The following is a 19,319-nucleotide window of genomic DNA, read 5'->3' as shown; positions in this document are numbered from 1 at the left end:
CTGTTCCCTATTGTTTTTATGTCTAATTTGCCACAACTTAACACAGAAATCATTTGGGCAATTCTCAAAGAAGAAATTGATGATGCCACAGTGAACCAATTGGTGTGGAAGTGCCTGGGCTATCGCTACGACTCTACAACCCAAAAGTGGGACAATCAACAGGTGTCTGCTGAGTGGCGAGATGAATATCCACAACCACCAGATTTTATTGAAAGTCGCCCTGCTACAGTTAAGTTGACTCGTTCTATTCCCCCAGAGAACAAACAACTACTAAAAGAAAAACTGGGTTTTAAAGGCTATAAAATAGGAGAATTTGGCCCTCGGCAAACTCGTAGGGCAACGGCAGCTAATTGGTTATTAAGCTATATGCAACAAAATACTGACGATATTGATTCAATGTAGCGATCGCTTCAAGCACTCGCCTACTGAATATAAAATCTCCCCTTGAGCGGTTAAGGGGAGTGTAAGTGTTTTTACAGAATTAATGGTGTTGCCAAAAATCCTAGCAGTAATATTTTGATATTGCAATCAGTGTTAAATTAAGTAGTTTTGTATTCTACAATCTCTTGAAAACCTTTTGTTTAACTTAATTTAACCTCAAACTATCAATTAAGTACTTAGACAGAATTAATTACACCCGTTGTTTTCCTGTTTACCGTTCCCTGTTAAAATTTATCCTACCAATTACTCAATCGCGATCGCTGCTACTTTTTTAATCAAAACTACCCATATACATAGGTGAAATCAGGGAAAGAGGGTATTTACTGTTTAAATTTGACCAAAAATGATATTTTTTATACTTTAGATGTAACTTGAGTGGATGACGATCACTCTACCTTCAGATATTCAATTTTTTATTTTTATTAAAAAATATATCAGTGGATAGACGAAATTATTAAATATTTATTTCCACAGAATGATTGGCTATTTTTTTGAAAATTAAGAAAATACTTATGCCACTATGTTACTACCAAAATATTGCTATGCCAAAGCCAATAGAATTTAAATTATTTGCTCCCTATAATGAAGGTGCAGCTTTAATAGGTTCTTTTTCCGATTGGAAAGAAATACCAATGGAAAAAGGAGAAGATGGTTATTTCCGGACAACAGTTGAATTAGAAGACGGAGAATATAAATATAAATTTCGTGTACAGTCAAAATCGTGGTTTTTTGAACCAGATCAATGGGTTGATGTTACAGATCCCTATGCTACTGATATTGATGAGTATGGGGGAGAAGATAACGGTATAGCAAGAATCAAAGATGGGCAAAGAATAGTCGATACATATGTTTGGAAACATGACGACAAACCCTTACCCGCTGACCATGAATTAGTAATTTATGAACTACATGTTGGGGATTTTTCTGGTGGTGAAGATGACCCTTATGCACGAGGAAAATACAAGCACGTTATTGAAAAATTAGATTATTTATGTGAATTAGGAATTAATGCTATTGAATTGATGCCAGTTAAAGAATATCCTGGCGATTACAGTTGGGGTTACAATCCCCGCTATTTTTTTGCAACTGAATCAAGTTATGGCTCCACAGCTGAATTAAAAAATCTCATTGATGAGTGCCATGCCAGAGGAATTCGCATCATTCTTGATGGTATTTACAATCACTCGGAAGCATCTAGTCCTTTAACACAAATTGACCACGATTATTGGTATCATCACTCTCCCCGCGATCCAGATAACAACTGGGGGCCAGAATTTAATTATGAACACTATGACGAGAATCTAGAGACTTATCCTGCTCGCCGATTTATCGGTGATACAGTTCGTTTTTGGATTCAAGAATATCATCTTGATGGCATTCGCTACGATGCAGCGCGTCAAATTGCCAATTATGACTTCATGCACTGGATTGTGCAAGAGGCAAAAAACGCTGCCGGAGCTAAACCTTTTTATAACATTGCCGAACATATTCCTGAAACTCCCAGCATTACCAATGTAGATGGGCCAATGGATGGGTGCTGGCATGACAGTTTCTATCACTGCATCATAGAACATATCTGTGGTGACACATTTGATATAGAACGCCTCAAAGATGTCATTGACTGCAAACGTCAAGGCTTTTTAGGTGCAACAAATGTCGTGAATTATTTAACAAATCACGATCACGATCGCTTAATGGTGGAATTAGGAAACCGCAGTATCCTTGACGAAGAAGCATTTAAGCGAGCAAAGTTAGGCGTAGCTCTTTTGATGACAGCCGTTGGTGTGCCTCTAGTTTGGATGGGTGAAGAGTTTGGTGAGTACAAACCGAAAACTCCAGAATCAGCTAAAATTGACTGGCAACTCTTAGGCAATGATTTAAACCGCAGTTTATTTGAAACTTACAAAGGTTTAATTAACCTGCGTAAAAACAATCATGCTCTCTACACAGAAAATATCGACTTCATCCACGAAAATCCAGAAGCTAAGGTGCTAGCTTACAGTCGCTGGAATGATGAAGGTTCCCGTGTAGTGGTTATAACCAATTTTTCTGAAAACTTCTTAGCTGGTTATCATGTTCCTAATTTCCCCAGTGCTGGTACATGGCACGAATGGACAGGAGATTATGATGTAGAAGCTGGTGATGATGGCATCATGATTGATATTGGGCCGTACGAAGCTAAAGTGCTGGTTTGGCAATGATTAATTAGGGGATAGGGACTAGAAAGAGAACAAGGTGACAAGGAGAGGGGAAGACAAGGGGCAAGAACGTCAAGCACGATTGATTCTCCGTGTCCCCGCGCCCCGTGTCCTCTTCCCGCTCCCCAATTCCTGTTTTGGTTCATCACAGGAAGTTATAAGATTCCTTTATAACTGTTCCAAAAAAGTTGATGAACATTAACAAACCAACTCAACTAGACTCAGAAGCGCAAAGTTTGATGGAGGAGGCATCATCCCCATCCCTCACACAAGAGCAATATCGCAAAAAGATGCAGCGACGCAAGCAAATACAAGACCAAAGAATTGCTCAAGCCGCGCAGGAAAAAGGGTTAATCATTGTTCACACTGGTAATGGCAAGGGAAAAACCACTGCGGCTTTGGGGATGGTATTGCGATCGCTTGGTCATGGTTATAAAGTAGCGATTATCCAATTTATCAAAGGAGCTTGGGAACCTTCGGAAAAAAGGGTTTTCAGTCTTTGGCAAGACCAGTTAGAATTTCATGCTATGGGCGAAGGTTTTACCTGGGAAACTCAAGATCGCGATCGCGACATTGAAAAAGCACTAGCCGCTTGGCAAAAAGGATTAGAATACATTCAAAATCCAGATTTCAAGCTAGTGCTATTGGATGAAATCAATATTGCTATTAAACTTGGCTATTTGCGTGTTGAGGAAATTTTAGCGGGGTTAAATCAAAAGCCAGCGCAAAGCCACGTTATCCTCACAGGTAGAGGCGCTCCCACTGCTTTAATTGAACGCGCAGACTTGGTTACGGAAATGACTCTAGTTAAGCATCCTTTACGCGATCAAAGTGTGAAAGCACAACCAGGCATTGAGTTTTAAAATTTTATTACTGATTTTGACCAATGAAAACCAGAAATTAGAGAAAATTAGTCAATCAATTAAAATCTTCTGTAAAGTTCCAATTAAAGAGCAACTTCTCGTAGAATAATTGTGTTCTTGTCTTCTAATTTCTGCGTCTTTCTGAATTCTTAGCTTTGCAAGTTGGCTTTACACATTTGCAAAACCCGGCGATCGTTGGCACTAACAGAGTTTAAACGATAATAATCTTCCAGTGTTACTGAATGACCGTAGATGACTGGCTCATCGTTGCTTGTTCGAGGCAGTCTCTCCTTTGTTGCCACCTGTATTGGACTGATCTCACCAGGATAGCCCTTAACAGTCATTGCCAAATCTCCTGATGATGCTAGCCTACCTTCAAAACAACTAAACTCAGAACTGGGCATATACAATGCACCCATAATTTTACTCTGGCGCTTCTCAAAAACGATATATCCATGCCCAAATTGTCCTGCCTTGGGCGACTGTCCATAAAGGTAAACGCCATCTCGGTTCGGCAACTTTGCTTTTTGTGCTGTTCCTGCTTTTTGTGTAGATGCTTTTGATGCACTCTTTTGAGTTGTAATTGTAGGAGCTACTTCTAATTCAGGTGCTTGTGTATGATCAGAATTACGCTGTAACCAAGTGTAAGTAGTTGCTTGCTTCTGTAAAGCTTTTGCTGATCCTATCTCAGAATCTATGGTGATTTTACTAGCAACGGAACCCGACTTTACTAGCGCTCTGCGTAAGCGAGCTTCCTTTTCACTAGCTTGAGATTCTGGCGTAGAATTGCGCTGTAACCCCGTATAGCTGTTAGTTACTTCATTTTCAAATTCTTGAGGAGCAGGGATATAAAATCTTGCGATCTGGTTACTTAATACAGGTTTAGCTCTCTCGCCCATGACACCAAGGACAAGAAGTAAGCCTATTAAGGGTATTCTCAAATGACGAGGGGGAAGCAGCTTGTTAATATGATTAAGCACCCTATTTCTCCTTTTAAAAATTAACTATCCTGCGCCTCTGACTTCAATTGGAATCGATGTATTGATAAATAAAGCTTCTATCAAAGGGATGATATTGTTTGAAAAAACTTTCTAAAAAAATAAAGTCTCGATTGATTACGGACAATAATCTTAGACTACCATTGGTTGAGCGATAACGCTTTGACCTATGTGATTAATCCAATAGGGTGATTTTCAGAAAAATTAAAACTTCAGTAGTTTAGCTTGATTTTTAGTGTTTTTTTGAAGAATTGTTGCTACTTGACAGAAAAACTCCTAACTTTTTGTACATCTATCTGAAACTACACAAGAAAATCTTTCGATTCCGGATTTTATTTAGAAATTTTGACAAATAGATGTTTAGAAGATTTGGTAGGTTGAATAAAAAAATCGCCCCCTGCATTCAGGAGGCGCGTCGCCAACGGCGAGAAGCATTTAGCTAGCTAGCAACGTACTCTTTAACGTTGGCGCGACGGCGGCGCAGATGCGCCAGGGCTTGATGCTCTAACTGGCGAACGCGCTCACGGCTAAGGTTTAAACGTTCACCAACTTTAGCTAGAGACATTTCATTGCCATCTACTAATCCAAAGCGCAAAGCTAATACTTCTCGCTGTTGAGGAGTTAGTTCTGCAAGCATATTGTTAAGATCTTGGCGCAAGAACTCTTGAGTCATGTAAGATTCTGGCGATGGCCCTTCATCTTCCAGCATTTCTTGCAACTCAGTATCTTGGTTATCGCCAACCTTAACATCCAAAGAAACTGGCTGACGCGCCATATTCAGATACTCACGGATCTGAGCTGGCTCTAGTTCAAGTTCTTTAGCAATTTCCGCAGGAGATGGCGATCGCCCTAAGGTTTGAGCAAGTTCTCGCTGTACTTTTTTGATTTTGTTCAGCTTTTCGGTAATGTGGATAGGTAAGCGAATAGTACGCCCTTGTTGGGCGATCGCACGAGTAATCGCTTGGCGAATCCACCAGTAAGCGTAAGTCGAAAACTTATAACCCCGTGTCGGATCAAATTTTTCGACACCACGCTCTAATCCTAGTGTTCCTTCTTGAATCAGATCCAGAAACTCCATGTTCCGCTTCTGATACTTTTTGGCGATAGCAACTACTAAGCGCAAATTCGCTTCAATCATTTTTTGCTTTGCCCGCTTACCCTGCAACACAGTCTGATTCACTTCTGTCTCAGACTTTTTCACGTGAGCAGCCCACTCTTCCAAGTTCGGTTCGCGGCGCAGTTTCTTAGCTAAAGCCTCTTTTGCCTCTAGCAGTGTCATCATTTGTTGTACTTGCTTGCCGTAAACAATTTCTTGCTCACGAGTTAGCAGGGGTACACGACCAATCTCGCGCAGATAGGTTCGCACCATATCAGCCGTGAATTTGGCGTTAGTATTTTCAAGTTCGGTGTTAACAGTGGGCATTGGTGCGTTTTCCTCTTCTCCAAACACAAAGAATACTTAAGTTATGGCGGATTAGGAAAGGTAGTGCATATATCATCAGTCATTTCGGAACTACCACCAAAGATCGAGTTTCTCGGTTTTTAGAACCTGTTACGACGGCTAGTTCCTTAGATAGGTTCCCCTACCCTCCCTAGATTTTGGAATCTCTATAGGCAGGCGTTCGTTGTCTTAAAGAATTCTTTTTTTCCTTAGTCGCTGGCTACGATGCTGACAATACGAAGTCAGTATGAGTTCTACTTATTTAATATTACGATAAATTTAACCAAGAGTAAAGTAGTTTAAACAAAATCTTCCATTATAGTTCAAAATAAGTAACTGGCCAAAAAAAATAGCTAAAATTCCTCTCAAGATTCACTATATATATAGTGACGCTAAAAACCCCTCTTGAGGTTTCCTGAGGTAGCCGGATAACCGAACTATCTAAGTCTTTTCAGGGAGGGATGTCACGCTATGTAAATTTTTGCCTTACCTAGCGGGAGTTAAGCTATAAAACCAAAGGCTCTACAACCAATAACTTTTCTCGGCAAAGATTTGATAGCAAACAAAAATGCTCCTAAAGGAAGCGCTTGCTCAAAAGCCCTGCAATTTTGGTAAGTTCAACCTGATTTCAGCTAGCGATCGCACTACAGCCACACCTACCAAGAGTGTATTTGCTTGCTGAAGCAGCTTTTGCCTGTAATCTTCTTCTGCTCGCTGTTTTATCCCCTCGTGAGCGATCGCGAAGAAGACCCCGTACTATGAATAATACCATTTTTCTCATTTAAAAAAGCGATCGCCTGTCATTTTTACCTGGCTGCTATATCCAAAGTAGTTTAAACGACTGTGCGAGTACTCAACTGACTGACAGCAAGCTATTGATAAGAGCGATCGCTCTTTGAGTACAGTAGCAGCTACATCACTAAATAAATATATTTCTTCAGCTTAATATGTTCTTAATATTGGGCTATCTCTTTTCTTGATTTTATCTTTGTTTTATTTTAACAATTAACCTTTCTTTTTTGAAGAATATTTACTTTAGATTTAATTTATAAAGCTCTAATAAATTTTCATTTATTAATACAGTAGATACTAGTTCTAACAATTCGGTAAATCTTGGGTTATCACATATTGAAAAACAGCCTAGATTTATCTTAATAGTTTTGAAGCAATCAAATATAACATGAAAATACAGCACCAAAAGTTTTGCATGAAATCAACCTTTAATTTATGCATCTACGACCCATAGAGTTAAAGTATTTCTGAACCATCAACAGAAAGAATATACAATTTGCGTAAAGCTCTTAGAAAGAGTGACTGCCCTGTATTTAGAAAGAATAGTGATATTGTTGCCTCGATGGTGAACAAAGAATTAGAAAAACTTTTTGAATAATCTACACCTAAGTCTGAAACAATTCATCGCTCTTTTTCAGGACAATGATATTAAACCATGTGTTCATACGTTTAAGGATGCATGAAAACCTGTAAATAAAGAGGGTAGTCAAATGACATCTTTTGAATCAAATAGCAGCAACACTTGTGAAGCCGATGGTATCCAGATGGAAATTTCGGAGCCAAACCTCATAGTTTTGTCTATTCCCGATCAAACAGATACTAATACCTGTTTACAAATTGACATTGGCATTACTAACAAAACACCAACACTTTTTCCTTTCGTCTATGAACTCCTGACTCCAGAATTCTTATCCCGCGATGGGCAAGTACTACATCCACAAAAATTGATGAATACGCAGATAACTCCAAGTCGATATAACGGCATGGGAATTCCATATCAAATGACTTTGGGTTGTTATTTGATTGCAAAGTTCTCTTGGCAAAATAGCTTGCTTCAAGTCCAAGCAACTATCCTTCACTCTTCCAAACCCCCTATTAACCCTAACTACTTTTGGTTTTTTGAAGCTTTACAACTGGGAGTATATAAGCTGAGATTCACCTACTTAAGTCCTCAAGAGGAGTTTTTATTCTTTGATGCACACACAGGGGAAATTACCCCAATACAAGCCTCTGTGACAAGTCTATTAGCAACTCCTTGGGTGAATTTCCAACTAGTTGAACCGATGGGATCTAATAATAATCAAGTGCAAGTCAATAATGTTTGCTTTGAAACTGTGGTGCCAGAGCAAATATGGACTATTTCGCACTCTCAGCTATCCGATGCCAGTTCCTCTGTACAGATTGGGCTTCGCATCACAAACAACACATCAACTTCTCAGTGCTTCTGCTCATTTACCACCTTGATTCCAGCACTGATGGGAGCAGATGGTTGTATTTTAGGGCAGAATCTAGGCGCTGGCAGCACTGGGTGGGTTGGTGCTAGGGAATCGGATTATCATTTGGTTGAGCCTGGAAAAAGTGTGATGTTCTTTGTTAATGCACACTTTGAAAGGCAGATGAATGGGCTATTGAACTTGATAGTTCGTGGTACAGGTAGAGGTTATTGGTCGTTTAATGGCTTGAAGTTGGGTACTTATCAGGTTCGGTTGACATACAGATCGCTAACAAATCCATTAGATATAGGTTCGTTTGAAGATTTTTGGAGAGGTATGGTGCATACGCCCTTCGTGAAATTTTGCCTAGTTCAAGCTTGAAGTCAAAAAGTTTGACGCGCATGAAAACCTGAAAATTGAGAGGACAGCCAACATGACATCTTTTGAATCTAATGGTATATGCATAGAGGTTGTTAATCCTAATACACTACTCTTTCCTACCAGAATTTATCCCATTCCAAAAAATCAAAATGGAGTTGATGTTCCAATCAAATTATGTGTGAGTATCAACCACAATAATTCAAATTATTTTTATCTTAACCCTTTGCAAGCTTTTATCCCAGAGCTTTTGACATCAGATGGACAAATAATACAAGGAGATTTAGTGATTGAAGAAGGCATTACTAATAATCAGTTAAACAGACTGATGGAGAGTAACCATACCAGACAATTCGAGTGGTTTACAATTAGGTCTAAATGCCGCACAACTTTTTCTCTAACTGCAAGACTCTTTTGGCAAGATAACTCTCTACAACTAAAAATTCCTACTATTCCTGATTACGTAATTGGTTCTATTACGCCTAATTACTTCTGGTATTTTAAAGTACTTCAGCCAGAAACCTATCAGCTTCGATTGATTTTGAATACTGACAACAAAACTACATATGTCTCAAGATTTAACAATAGCCAAGAAAGAACTGTACGAGAAACTAATTCACAAATTTTGGTTACACCTTGGTTAAATATTCGTCTAGTTCAACCCTTATCAACTGATATTTATGCAATAGAAATTGATGGAGTCCTGTTCAAAACAGATATGCCGGAGTCTGTTTTGGCTATCCCTCCCATGCAAAGTGGAGCCAAAACAGATATAAATTTAGGGATTCGTGTTACTAACAACACATCAACTGCTTTTCGCTTTTACCAAGCACATTCTATCAACGTAACTCTAATTGATATCGATGGGAAAGAAATCAATTGGTTTAGCGAAATGGTTAGACCTGGACTAGGTAAGAGAACACAATATTATTTAGTTCAACCAAGAGAAAGTACATTTTTTGATTTAGAAGCAATGATTTTTTGGCGTAATGGTCAGCTTGAACTTGCTATTACTAATCAAGCTCGCGGCTTAAGAGATTGCGGTTTTTATTATTTTCCTGGTCTTAAATGTGACACATTATATCGACTACAACTCATTTATCACATTTCTGAACGGTCAGCTAAGTGTCCGCAAGAAAAAGTATCAGAAACAGTTTGGAATGGTTGGTTGGCTATGCCATTTGTAGAGTTTCGTCTTGTCAATCCATCGAGTAAATCAGAATCATTATCTCGATAATTTATATCTGATTTCACAATCAAAATGACATCTCTTTGAACTTCAATACACAGAGGAGTTACAAAAAATGCGATTCATACAACATTCTATAGCTTGGTTTGCATCGGTTTTAATAGTTGGGGTAACGGGACAAGCAAGTTTTGCATTTACTATTATCCCCTCTAGCCCTGGTGCAACTGACAATTGGAAACCAACTACAAGCTATAATGCTGACGGTGTTTTTGGTATAACAGAAGTAGATAGGAGATTATGGACAGAACCTCTCCGTCTTGGTGGTTCAACTACATTTAACATTACACTTGCATTATGGGTTCTTCAGTCTAATCAGGGTCTGTTAGGTTGGGATTTCAAACCTGCCGATCAGGATTTAAAGGGTAGTTTTGAAATTAAAGATTATGTCGCATGTGGCTACGGGGATCTTTGTGGTTTGGAATTACCAATAGACCCTGACGAGGAACTTCGAGATGATGGAGTTGGGGCTTCTTTTCATTTAAAATATCTTCCTGCGCCTGGAGATCCTCAACTAGGGCAAGGAAAAGTTCACTGGATTCAAGCATTCCGGGCTAACTATTCTGATAGAGTAGGTCTTTTTCCTAATATTTGGTACATTGATAATGACTTTAGAAGAGATACTCCCTTTGCTGATGAAGTTAATTACTACGTTAGTGAAAGCTCTTTTATCGATATACCTTATAACCCTGGCTTACAAGCTGCTCAAAATAAGAATTACTTTGAGGCACTTCTTTTCTTGGCTGAGGAGATAACATCTCCTAACAGTAGTAGAAGAGAAGTCAAGATTTACAACGGAATTAAATGGGGTTGGAAAAACTATCGTGACGAGTATGAGATACAAAAAACCTTCGCCGATAGTCTTTACTCCAGTGGAGAAACAGATACATTCCAACTGACAAAACTTACTCCAGGAGCAAAATTTCATGCCGAGATAAATAACGATATACCTGGAAATATATGCAATCCAAATACATATTTGGAAGCAAGACATAACTATGAAACTTGGGGTTATGACAATGATAGTAGCCCTGTAGGAGATGGCTTTGCTTCTGCATTAACAGGTAACGTTTCAAGTGATGGAACTATCAACCTAACTGTAGGTGCATATGGCGATGGCGGCAATCATATTCGTGGCAAAGATGGAGGCAAATACGAGCTTACTGTCCAAGTGTTTGAACATGAAAATGATTTTCCATATGTGATTGGAGCTAATAGCGGAGGTGGTGGTGTCAGCAGAGAACGGCCAGGAGGAACTCAAGACAATCCAATCCTCCCCAATGCAAGAGATGGAAACTGGCAAGTATTCCGCAACGTTCCTGGCTGCCGTTGGTACGACCCATACACTACCTATGGTTTTGAATTCCAAGCACTAGATGACACACTATTTACTGAAATTCTTGACTTCCCAATTGGAGACGACAATCGATTTACCGTTTCAGTAGGAGATACTATTCTTGGTGAATTCAGTCCCGGAGAGAGCTTAGACTTCGTTTCCTTATTTGGTCATGGTATTTCCAACTTTAAAATCACTGACATCGATTCACTATTTGGTTCAACACAAGAAACAGCTTTCCCGATTCAACTAGCATTTAATGACCGTATCGGCAGTTTCAAAATGCGTCCAATTTCTAAGGAAAGCTCACCTCAATCTGTACCCGAATCTACACCTATATTTGGACTCTTGACGCTCGGCGCGTGGGGCTTTATAAAAGCGCTGAAAATTAGATCCAACAAACAGCAGTGAAACACCTCTACACCGTACTATTTTCCCTCAGCATCATTCTCATCAACCCATTCGGTAAAATGCGCGGGGAAATTTGGACTCAGCCAAAAGTATTTGCAATCCTCCTGATCTGTATACTCAACTTCCTTTATCTGTGGGAAGAAAAAGACACCCTTAAAATTCCTCAAAGTTGGAAACTCAGCAAACTGCTGTGGGAAATATTTCTGGCAATAGGGTTAATCGCAACTGTTACTAGTCCCTTCCCCTTACGTTCCCTATTCGGTCAAGAGCAGATGGGTGATGGCTTGCTTTACTGGTTACTAATCGCCATCTTCACTCTCAGCAATAGCCTACTACTAAGACTGCATCCTGAATTAGCCCGTTCTCAATTCATTGGTTTAGTCATTGGCGGTGTTATCCTTGCCTTGAGTATCTTTCCTCAAGTTATTAACTGGCGCATCGACTACACTGCTACAAGCGGGCAACTACTACTAGATAATATCCTGGCTAGTACCATTTTCCAAAATCAACAGCCAATCGGCTTGTATTCTCATCGCGGTCATGCTTCATTTGTGCTAGCAGCAGTGGCAGTGATGACGCTTATTGGTTGGCAATGGCGGTGGCTGAGTACTCGTTATGCTGCTATGGCTAGTATCCTAATTATCCCTGCACTGCTATTGACTCAAACTAGGGCGGGAATACTAGCTTTTGTTGTAGCAGGAGTTTATTGGCTCTACCAGTTCCCTCTGGGCAAACAAGTACGCTCCTTTATGCTCTGCACTGTGTTAGTGGCTTTGTTGTTTGTCGGTGCAGTTTCCTTGACTCGCAATATTGAAACACTTAATCGATTCAACTTTGATAGCAATACCAAGATTCTCAAACAACTAACATCAGACCGAGTATATCTGTGGGAGATATCACAACGCGGTATCAGTAAACGTCCTTTACTCGGTTGGGGTATGAATGGTTTTGGTACTGCTTATCCCCACGTCATCAATTCTAAATCGGTTAAATGGGTGAAGATTACTCGCTTGGGCGATTTTACTTTTGATTACCAGGGCTTTGATGGGCAGCGTGGCAGGCAAGCGTTACCCACGGTGAAAGCACACAATTTGATTTTAGATACAATTTTATCAGTAGGTGTACTAGGATTAGTGTCTTACTTATCGCTGTTAGGATTGGGTCTATGGCTGGTTATCAAGTCGCCTTGCCGGGGGATTGAGGCGGTGGTAATTGCCTACATTGTGTTTACTTTTACCTGGTTTGAGTGCGCCCAGTATACGCATCTAGCTTGGTGGTCGTTGAGTTTGGTTGGAGCGTCATGCGTTCGTGAATAAATTATACTTTAAGATTTCGGTATTTTTTATATAGTTACAGAGATAGAAGCACTATCTTAATCAGATTTCAGTCATATAGATATAGAAATAGTTAATTTTGACTGTTTAAAATCCAAGATCTGCCTTAGCTAAATCAGCAGCAGCAAAAACTTCCTCATCTGATTTTTCTTCCCAAGCAGCATCACCAATTTCAGTGTAGAATTGTGCGTCGTAAGGACGAGTACGTACTACTACTGGCATGGGAACGGCATGACCTAAAACTAAGGCTTGTTGCTTGGAGTCTAACTTTGCTAATACTGATTTGAGACTGCCAGCACCAGATACGCCTGTAAAAATTGCGTCAATATCTTTTTCATCATTAAGTAAGGCAGTGACGCGAGTACCAATCTGGGACATGACTTCATTATCTATCCCTGATGGGCGTTGATCGACTACCAACAGCGTGACAAAGTACTTGCGCATTTCGCGGGCGATCGTGCCAAAAATAGTACTTTGGACTATGGCAGGGTCAAGGAAACGGTGTGCTTCCTCAATAGTAATCATTAATTGTGTTGGTTTATCGTTAGGATTTTTTGTCTGCAAAAACTTTTCTGCTTTACTGACGTAATAATGGTGGATACGACGGGTAATCATATTCGTCACCAACATATAGGAAAGCATATCTGACTGGGAACCAAACTCAATCACAACGTTCTTACCCGTTTCTATTGAACGCATAACTTGATTGATATAGTTGTGCGGACAAGCAGCACGCATATATTTTAAATTTTCCAGCCGATAGAGTTTGCGCTGCAATGCAGTAATCGAACCTTGGTGCCCCCGCTTCTCTTCACAGAAAAGCTTGATTTCCTCGTTGGTCATGTTCAATAATTGCAGAATCCAAGATTTGCCAAATTCGGCATAGAGAATATTGGCGTTATCAATACTGGCTTCCGAAAGTCCTAAATCGCGAGAGCATAATTTAACATCTTCAACTTCAATTTGGTCGTAACTCAGGTAAAGTTCTTGAGCATGAGGAACGCCGCGACGCTTGGTCGATTCTGGATCGAGCGTGTATACTTCTACTTTGCTGGGGAAAAGTTGCTTTAAACCTTTAACTGTACTGAATTGTTTTCCTTCCGATACAGCTTCCCAACCGTACTCGGAGTGCATATCAAAAATTAAATTTACTGCCGCGTTTTTACGAATTGTTCCTGCTAAAAGTAAGCGTGTCAAAAAAGATTTACCTGTTCCAGATTTACCAAAGACGCCATTGCTACGTTCAACAAAGCGATTTAAATCGATGCATACCGGTACATCCATATCTAGTGGTTTACCGATAGAAAAGTTTTTTCTGTGGGGATCGTCTTCCCAGCCGAATACGCGGCGAAAATCTTCTTCTGAGGCTTCGTAAACTTGGCTAAAATGAGTGGGAATAGTTTTGACTGGCATCAATTCCATAGTTGTGCTTGTTTGGGGCTGGAATGATGCCAATCCTGTCACCGATGACGGCACAAAAGGATTTGCAGATTTACCATTTGTAGCCGAAAAAGATTCATTAGATTCAGGGGTAAACATGAGCATGGGTGCCAGATTGATGGTGCCATAAGTACCACTACCGGCTAAAACTTCTCGCAAAAAAGTATCTTCCCAACTAGGAGGATTAGCGATAATTCTTTGGTTCGCGGTTCCCAGTGCCACATCTGTTAGCATGCAGAAAAAACGCGATCGCATACCTTGCACAACTAGAAATTTGCCCACCCGCATATCTTCAACAGAAATATCAGGGTGCAATCGCACTTCTAATCCGCCGATGAGAGAACCTTGTATGACTGAACCTAATGGCTGTCCTAAATTCATTTCATTAATTACATACTTACGTGCCTTATTTTATGTTGAATTTTAAGTAGATGGGCATGGATAAACATTATTTTCTATTAGGACTGTTAGTAATTAGGAGGGGCGGGTTTATATAAAAGTTATTTCGTTAATTGAGAGAGATTGCTGTTCAAACCCGCCCGTACAGTTGTTAGTTGAGAAAATACTTTTTTAACACTTGTTTACGTAATTGGGTTGATCTCGCCATTTTACTTAAATAATCGAGGAAAATTTTGGCGACACCAAATTTAGTACAAAATTTTAATGGAAAACTCAGCGTTCTCCCAAGGAACAAGTGGCAATAGGCAGGAATTACTAAATCATTAACCACTATACGGACAGGTTTAGCCATAATTTTAGTAGTCTGAAAAAATAATATATCTATTGAAACTCGTCCTTACTAACTACTAACTAATTACTCAATTTGAATCGAAGTAGGCGCAGTTGTACCAGTGGAAAATCCAGAACCCAGTGTTGGTTTACGGAATTGGGCGTAAAGGCGATCGCGCCACACAAAGAATGGTTCATAGGCAGGATTGTCTGCTAAACCAAGTACTCCTTTGCCTCTAATGCTGACTGGCAAATCCAGATAAGGGCCATCAGGGAATTTTAATAATATAGATAAACCTGCTACTGCAAAATCTGCCAGAGTTGGTTCATCTCCTAATAAGTAAGGACTGTCTGCCAATAGTAGGCATAAAGCTTCCAAGTCTTGTTTCAAATCGGCGATCGCTCTTTGTACTGCCTCTGGACTATAACCAACTCCAAAGCCCAAAAGTTTGAGTACATCGTTTGGCACTCCTTCTACAAAAGTTTTGAAGACATCTGGAACAGAATGAGGTAACAAAGCTTTGCGGAAATTTTGATCTTGACTAATGGCAGAAAAGAGTGCCTTTCTTCCTTTGATGCCGATTGATTCATCTGCCCACTCTTCCATCATTAAGCACAAACCTCGCTTTTTGGAATCTTGTGGAATCAGTGGGCGATCGGGATAATGTAAGTCCAAGTACTTGGCTATGTCAGTAGAGTCAACTATATATTGATAGCCATCTTTAAGTACGGGAACTTGCCGCTGACCAGTTAAACGAAAGAGCTCTACCTGTCCTATTCCAGGCGTAACCTCGATTTTACGATATTCCAAACCTTTATAGTCGAGAATTAAACGTACTTTTTCTGAGTATTGAGATAGTTCAAATTGATACAATTCTAACATTGAACATACCCTGTGTATCGTTGATGCTTTAATTTTACAGTTTTACCTTCATAAAAATTAATCATATTTGAAAACAATTTCAATATAAAATGTCCAGAATTTTAAGCATTAGTTAGACTTAGATTTATATTCGTGTCAAGTTAAGCAAAAATACTTGCATATTGATAATATTGTTTGAAAATTTTCTATGTGTTGATTGCAATAAGTTATTTGATTACATAAGTGATCATAGTAAAAATTTTACTAGTATAATTAACAGCTTTTTTCTGAATATTGTATTTATACATCATTACATAACTAATGATGAAATGTTTCTGAACGTACCCATCAAAAACTCTAATCCTTAAAAGTTTCTGCGATTTAATGTAAAATTTATACAACGGAGCACAAACTTGGAAAATTTTTGGTTAGCAATCAAAATTACTGAAATTCTCGCCAATCGGCAAAGGTTTTCAGTAAACATTTTTTAGATGGACACGCTAAATTTTTCCCATATAGTAAATACTTTGTCTGCAATTCCCAAAAACTAGTTGTGCTCGAAGGAAACATATAAGTGTTCCTAAGAGTCTATTTACTCAATATATATTTTATTGATATTTTGTGTTTGTGCTAATGCTCCTGATTGCCTTCAGTATGAGTATCATAAGGACTTTGGATATTATCATCACAACTACTTTATTTGGTCAAAACTTACTTAGACAATTAGATTTTTTGCGTAACAAGATGTTATAAATCTTTATGGTAATGTGTGGAAATTTAAGCCAAACAAAATTTATGAAGGTAAATTATAGCAATTTATTGACAAAGTTTGCTGGTATAGCAGGAGTGACGAGCGCAAGTCTTTTGATTGGGTTACCTGTAGGAGCAAACGATGCACTCAATTCTCAACACAGTGTCTTCCAAGGAAATCCGTATAGCCGCACGCTGAGTGCGCCTGCATCAGCGCCAAAGGGCAAAACATTAAGTCAGAAGAATTTAGCACAAAACACGGGGCAAGGGCCACTAAATCCTAGACCGAGTATTTTAGATGAGTGTCCTTATAATCGCGCTGCTTGTCCTGGAAGTACTCCGGCAGTTCCACCTACAACCCCTGAAACTACACCTGCCCCTGCTCCTGCACCAGGAGTAGAGACAACTCCAACTCAACCATCGACAGGCACAGAAGGTAAAGATTTAGTAGCTCTGGCAGAATCCAATAAAGAATTTACGATGTTAACCAAAGCTTTGAAAGCAGCTGGATTAACAGAAACTTTACAAGGCAAAGGGCCTTTTACTGTATTTGCACCTACAGATGCAGCTTTTGCTAAGTTGCCACCAGATGCTGTACAAGATTTGTTGAAGCCAGAAAATAAAGAAGTTTTGGTCAAAATTTTGACTTATCATGTGGTATCTGGTCAGGTATTATCAACTGACCTAAAGTCTGGCGAAGTAAATAGCGTTGAAGGTAGTCCAATCACTGTCAAAGCCGATGGTGGCAAGAGCGTGATGGTAAATGATGCTAACGTTGTGAAACCAGATATTAAGGGTAGTAACGGCGTCATCCATGCAATTGATCAAGTAATATTGCCTCCTAACTTATAATTTTGGCAGTTCTTTATGTATCTGTAGGCATACAATTTTTAGCCATAAACCCTGTTCAAATCGATTTTGAATAGGGCTTTTTCTATTCATAACTCAGTTAAGCGATCGCATTGAGGAGCGTTTCTCAATTCAGGATGTTGGTGTGAGGAGTGCAATCATAAAAGCAAACGTTTACTATTTCTACTAAGTTATGGATCTGGCTATGTTCTGTCTTGCCCAGTGGCGATCGCCAAATTGAGAATGTGCTAAATCTGCCATTCTGGAAGTATCTGCAAGGTAACCTGATAACTTCTCATACAAGGTATGATTTATCGGTGAAGAGTGACTTTCCAAAGGATGGGAGGTTTGCTCCTTTGGTATTCCACCTACATCTGGAAGCAAGATGCTCTGCTGCCTTTTTGCCTTCTGGAGTGTTGCCCATCTTCTCGCCATAAACCACGCTCCTACATAATATTTTGCCTCTTTCAAGAGGTGAGATGGAGAGTTAGAAGTAAATCATAATTCCTAACCTTCTCCACTCGTGAGTTATAAATCAAAAATTTGAGGAACTTGTGAGGAATTTAGGAAAAATAGTCATAAAAGCATGACTTAACCTAAATTTTGACTGTTTATTTTTTAAAAAATTATCATACCACTATTTGCGTAGCCATAGCGGTTCTAATCGCCGAGAAAGTCAAATTACAAATAATAGTGCCAACTCTGCTTGTGAATTCAAATGTTATTTATATTTTCAGACTAACTAGCAGTTTCAATAGATAAATAGTAACTGCAAAAATCTAATTTAGATAATAAATTATTATTTTTTATTTTAGTTCAAAGCTTTATTTTTATCATCAAAAAGTCAAAAAATAAGGAGAAGTTTAGATTGACTTCCCCCCTTTCTTGATATTTGTTTTTTTCTTCTTTACCTTCAGTCTTCAACCTTTTTCTAAGCATCTGCTGTTGTTTTTTGAGTTGCCGTTGTCTTGCAGAGCCTCCTTTGCCCTTGTTATTCCTGCCTTGTCGGCGGGGAGATTCCCATCTTTTTAATCGCATAAAGCTTGTTCCTACATGGATAAGATAATTCAAATAAGTTGTTTTTAAGGACTAATTGCATCATATTATATTGTAATTCTTTTTTAGCTTGATCGTCAAATTAAAATTGTGTAATCATACTACTCGGTAATTCGCTTATAACTATATTCAATTCGGTGTTCTGACCTTGACAAATGGTTTACTGCGACATTTGCAAAAAATTCCAAATGGATCGATCATCCCATATTTGTACCTCAATAAAGCGGTCATAGCGCCAATACTCTTCACTTTTCCACTTGTTCCCTGGCAATCCATACGTCTGCACAATGTCATTAATTTCTTCTAAAGTAAAAACCTTTCCGTGAAAAGGTTTCCGATATGCCTCACCTCGCTCCACTGTGGCAATTGCCAAGCTTGGCATACTATCAGGATATGTGAAGGAAATCATGTCACTTGTAAAAAGTGACAAAGGCAGTCTTAATTTCGCAGGATTAGCATTGCTAAAAAACCCATTTTTTTGAAAAAAGTCATCGTTTTCACCTAAGACAAAATAAAGCGGGTGCTTGAGATATGGCTTTTTACCCTTCCGCACAAACTCTTCGTATAACCATGCTTCAACTGTGCGCCGTTCCTCAAGATACCCAGGATGTAGCCACGTACGCTTACCATTTTCTTTGAGATGTGCTAGTATCACCTCCGCTACTTCATCAGGATGACTGCAAATGTTTTTGAGAATGTCGCTCCCTTGTTCGTAATAATGCGTAATGTAGTCAGGAAATTCGTGCATTAATTTTATCTTTC

The 19,319-nt window shown here is 39.1% G+C and carries 16 protein-coding genes; 8 read left to right on the top strand and 8 right to left on the bottom strand.

All coding sequences use genetic code 11. From position 1 onward, the window contains the following. Nucleotides 1–18 precede the first annotated feature (18 nt). The 3 genes from U2718_RS16385 (at nt 19) to cobO (ending at nt 3,502) form a co-directional block, all read left to right on the top strand. Nucleotides 19–402, top strand: a complete 384-nt coding sequence (locus tag U2718_RS16385) for a DUF1823 family protein (protein WP_341996770.1) — start codon at nt 19–21, stop codon at nt 400–402. Between the two features lie 581 nt (nt 403–983). Next, a complete protein-coding gene (locus U2718_RS16380) occupies nt 984–2,642 on the top strand; it encodes an alpha-amylase family glycosyl hydrolase (RefSeq protein ID WP_341996853.1) in 1,659 nt (552 codons plus the stop codon). A 188-nt stretch (nt 2,643–2,830) separates the two neighbouring features. After that, nucleotides 2,831–3,502 carry a cob(I)yrinic acid a,c-diamide adenosyltransferase gene (cobO, locus tag U2718_RS16375; protein ID WP_341996768.1) on the top strand — a complete coding sequence of 224 codons (672 nt, stop codon included), beginning with the start codon at nt 2,831–2,833 and terminating at the stop codon, nt 3,500–3,502. Nucleotides 3,503–3,651: 149 nt separating this feature from the next. On the opposite strand, the gene U2718_RS16370 is transcribed toward cobO, so the two are convergent. The 3 genes from U2718_RS16370 to U2718_RS16360 form a co-directional block, all read right to left on the bottom strand. Then, a complete protein-coding gene (locus U2718_RS16370) occupies nt 3,652–4,482 on the bottom strand; it encodes a hypothetical protein (RefSeq protein WP_341996766.1) in 831 nt (276 codons plus the stop codon). Nucleotides 4,483–4,939: 457 nt separating this feature from the next. Continuing rightward, entirely contained in the window at nt 4,940–5,923 is a 984-nt protein-coding gene (locus U2718_RS16365) for an RNA polymerase sigma factor, RpoD/SigA family (RefSeq protein ID WP_016878995.1), read from the bottom strand. Between the two features lie 646 nt (nt 5,924–6,569). Beyond that, the gene (locus U2718_RS16360; RefSeq protein ID WP_341996764.1) at nt 6,570–6,713 is read right to left on the bottom strand and encodes a hypothetical protein; all 144 of its coding nucleotides are present in this window, start codon (nt 6,711–6,713) and stop codon (nt 6,570–6,572) included. A gap of 730 nt (nt 6,714–7,443) precedes the next feature. On the opposite strand from U2718_RS16360, the gene U2718_RS16355 reads away from it, so the two are divergent. From U2718_RS16355 to U2718_RS16340, 4 genes are all read left to right on the top strand, one after another. Then, the gene (locus U2718_RS16355; RefSeq protein ID WP_341996762.1) at nt 7,444–8,547 is read left to right on the top strand and encodes a hypothetical protein; all 1,104 of its coding nucleotides are present in this window, start codon (nt 7,444–7,446) and stop codon (nt 8,545–8,547) included. A gap of 52 nt (nt 8,548–8,599) precedes the next feature. Beyond that, on the top strand, nt 8,600–9,781 hold the full coding sequence (locus tag U2718_RS16350; RefSeq protein ID WP_341996760.1) for a hypothetical protein: 1,182 nt from the start codon (nt 8,600–8,602) through the stop codon (nt 9,779–9,781). Between the two features lie 67 nt (nt 9,782–9,848). Next, nucleotides 9,849–11,537: a hypothetical protein gene (locus U2718_RS16345; protein ID WP_341996758.1), complete on the top strand. Its 1,689-nt coding sequence runs from the start codon at nt 9,849–9,851 to the stop codon at nt 11,535–11,537. Continuing rightward, the gene (locus U2718_RS16340; RefSeq protein ID WP_341996757.1) at nt 11,534–12,853 is read left to right on the top strand and encodes an O-antigen ligase family protein; all 1,320 of its coding nucleotides are present in this window, start codon (nt 11,534–11,536) and stop codon (nt 12,851–12,853) included. The genes U2718_RS16345 and U2718_RS16340 overlap by 4 nt, the downstream gene beginning before the upstream one ends. A gap of 105 nt (nt 12,854–12,958) precedes the next feature. On the opposite strand, the gene U2718_RS16335 is transcribed toward U2718_RS16340, so the two are convergent. Both U2718_RS16335 and U2718_RS16330 read right to left on the bottom strand, forming a co-directional pair. Then, a complete protein-coding gene (locus U2718_RS16335) occupies nt 12,959–14,692 on the bottom strand; it encodes an ATP-binding protein (RefSeq protein ID WP_341996755.1) in 1,734 nt (577 codons plus the stop codon). 433 nt (nt 14,693–15,125) lie between these two features. Next, on the bottom strand, nt 15,126–15,923 hold the full coding sequence (locus U2718_RS16330) for a glutathione S-transferase family protein (protein ID WP_341996753.1): 798 nt from the start codon (nt 15,921–15,923) through the stop codon (nt 15,126–15,128). Between the two features lie 774 nt (nt 15,924–16,697). Here U2718_RS16330 and U2718_RS16325 point away from each other — a divergent pair. Then, a complete protein-coding gene (locus U2718_RS16325; RefSeq protein ID WP_341996751.1) occupies nt 16,698–17,504 on the top strand; it encodes a fasciclin domain-containing protein in 807 nt (268 codons plus the stop codon). Between the two features lie 183 nt (nt 17,505–17,687). On the opposite strand, the gene U2718_RS16320 is transcribed toward U2718_RS16325, so the two are convergent. The 3 genes from U2718_RS16320 to U2718_RS16310 all read right to left on the bottom strand — a co-directional run bounded on the left by U2718_RS16320 (nt 17,688) and on the right by U2718_RS16310 (nt 19,305). After that, entirely contained in the window at nt 17,688–17,936 is a 249-nt protein-coding gene (locus U2718_RS16320) for a hypothetical protein (protein ID WP_341996749.1), read from the bottom strand. Nucleotides 17,937–18,317: 381 nt separating this feature from the next. Continuing rightward, on the bottom strand, nt 18,318–18,539 hold the full coding sequence (locus tag U2718_RS16315) for a hypothetical protein (RefSeq protein WP_341996747.1): 222 nt from the start codon (nt 18,537–18,539) through the stop codon (nt 18,318–18,320). 178 nt (nt 18,540–18,717) lie between these two features. After that, a complete protein-coding gene (locus U2718_RS16310) occupies nt 18,718–19,305 on the bottom strand; it encodes a hypothetical protein (RefSeq protein WP_341996745.1) in 588 nt (195 codons plus the stop codon). Between the last annotated feature and the right edge of the window lie 14 nt (nt 19,306–19,319).

The organism is Chlorogloeopsis sp. ULAP02 (genome assembly GCF_038404745.2).
GTDB lineage: Bacteria > Cyanobacteriota > Cyanobacteriia > Cyanobacteriales > Nostocaceae > Chlorogloeopsis.
This window is presented reverse-complemented; position numbering and strand designations above follow the sequence as displayed.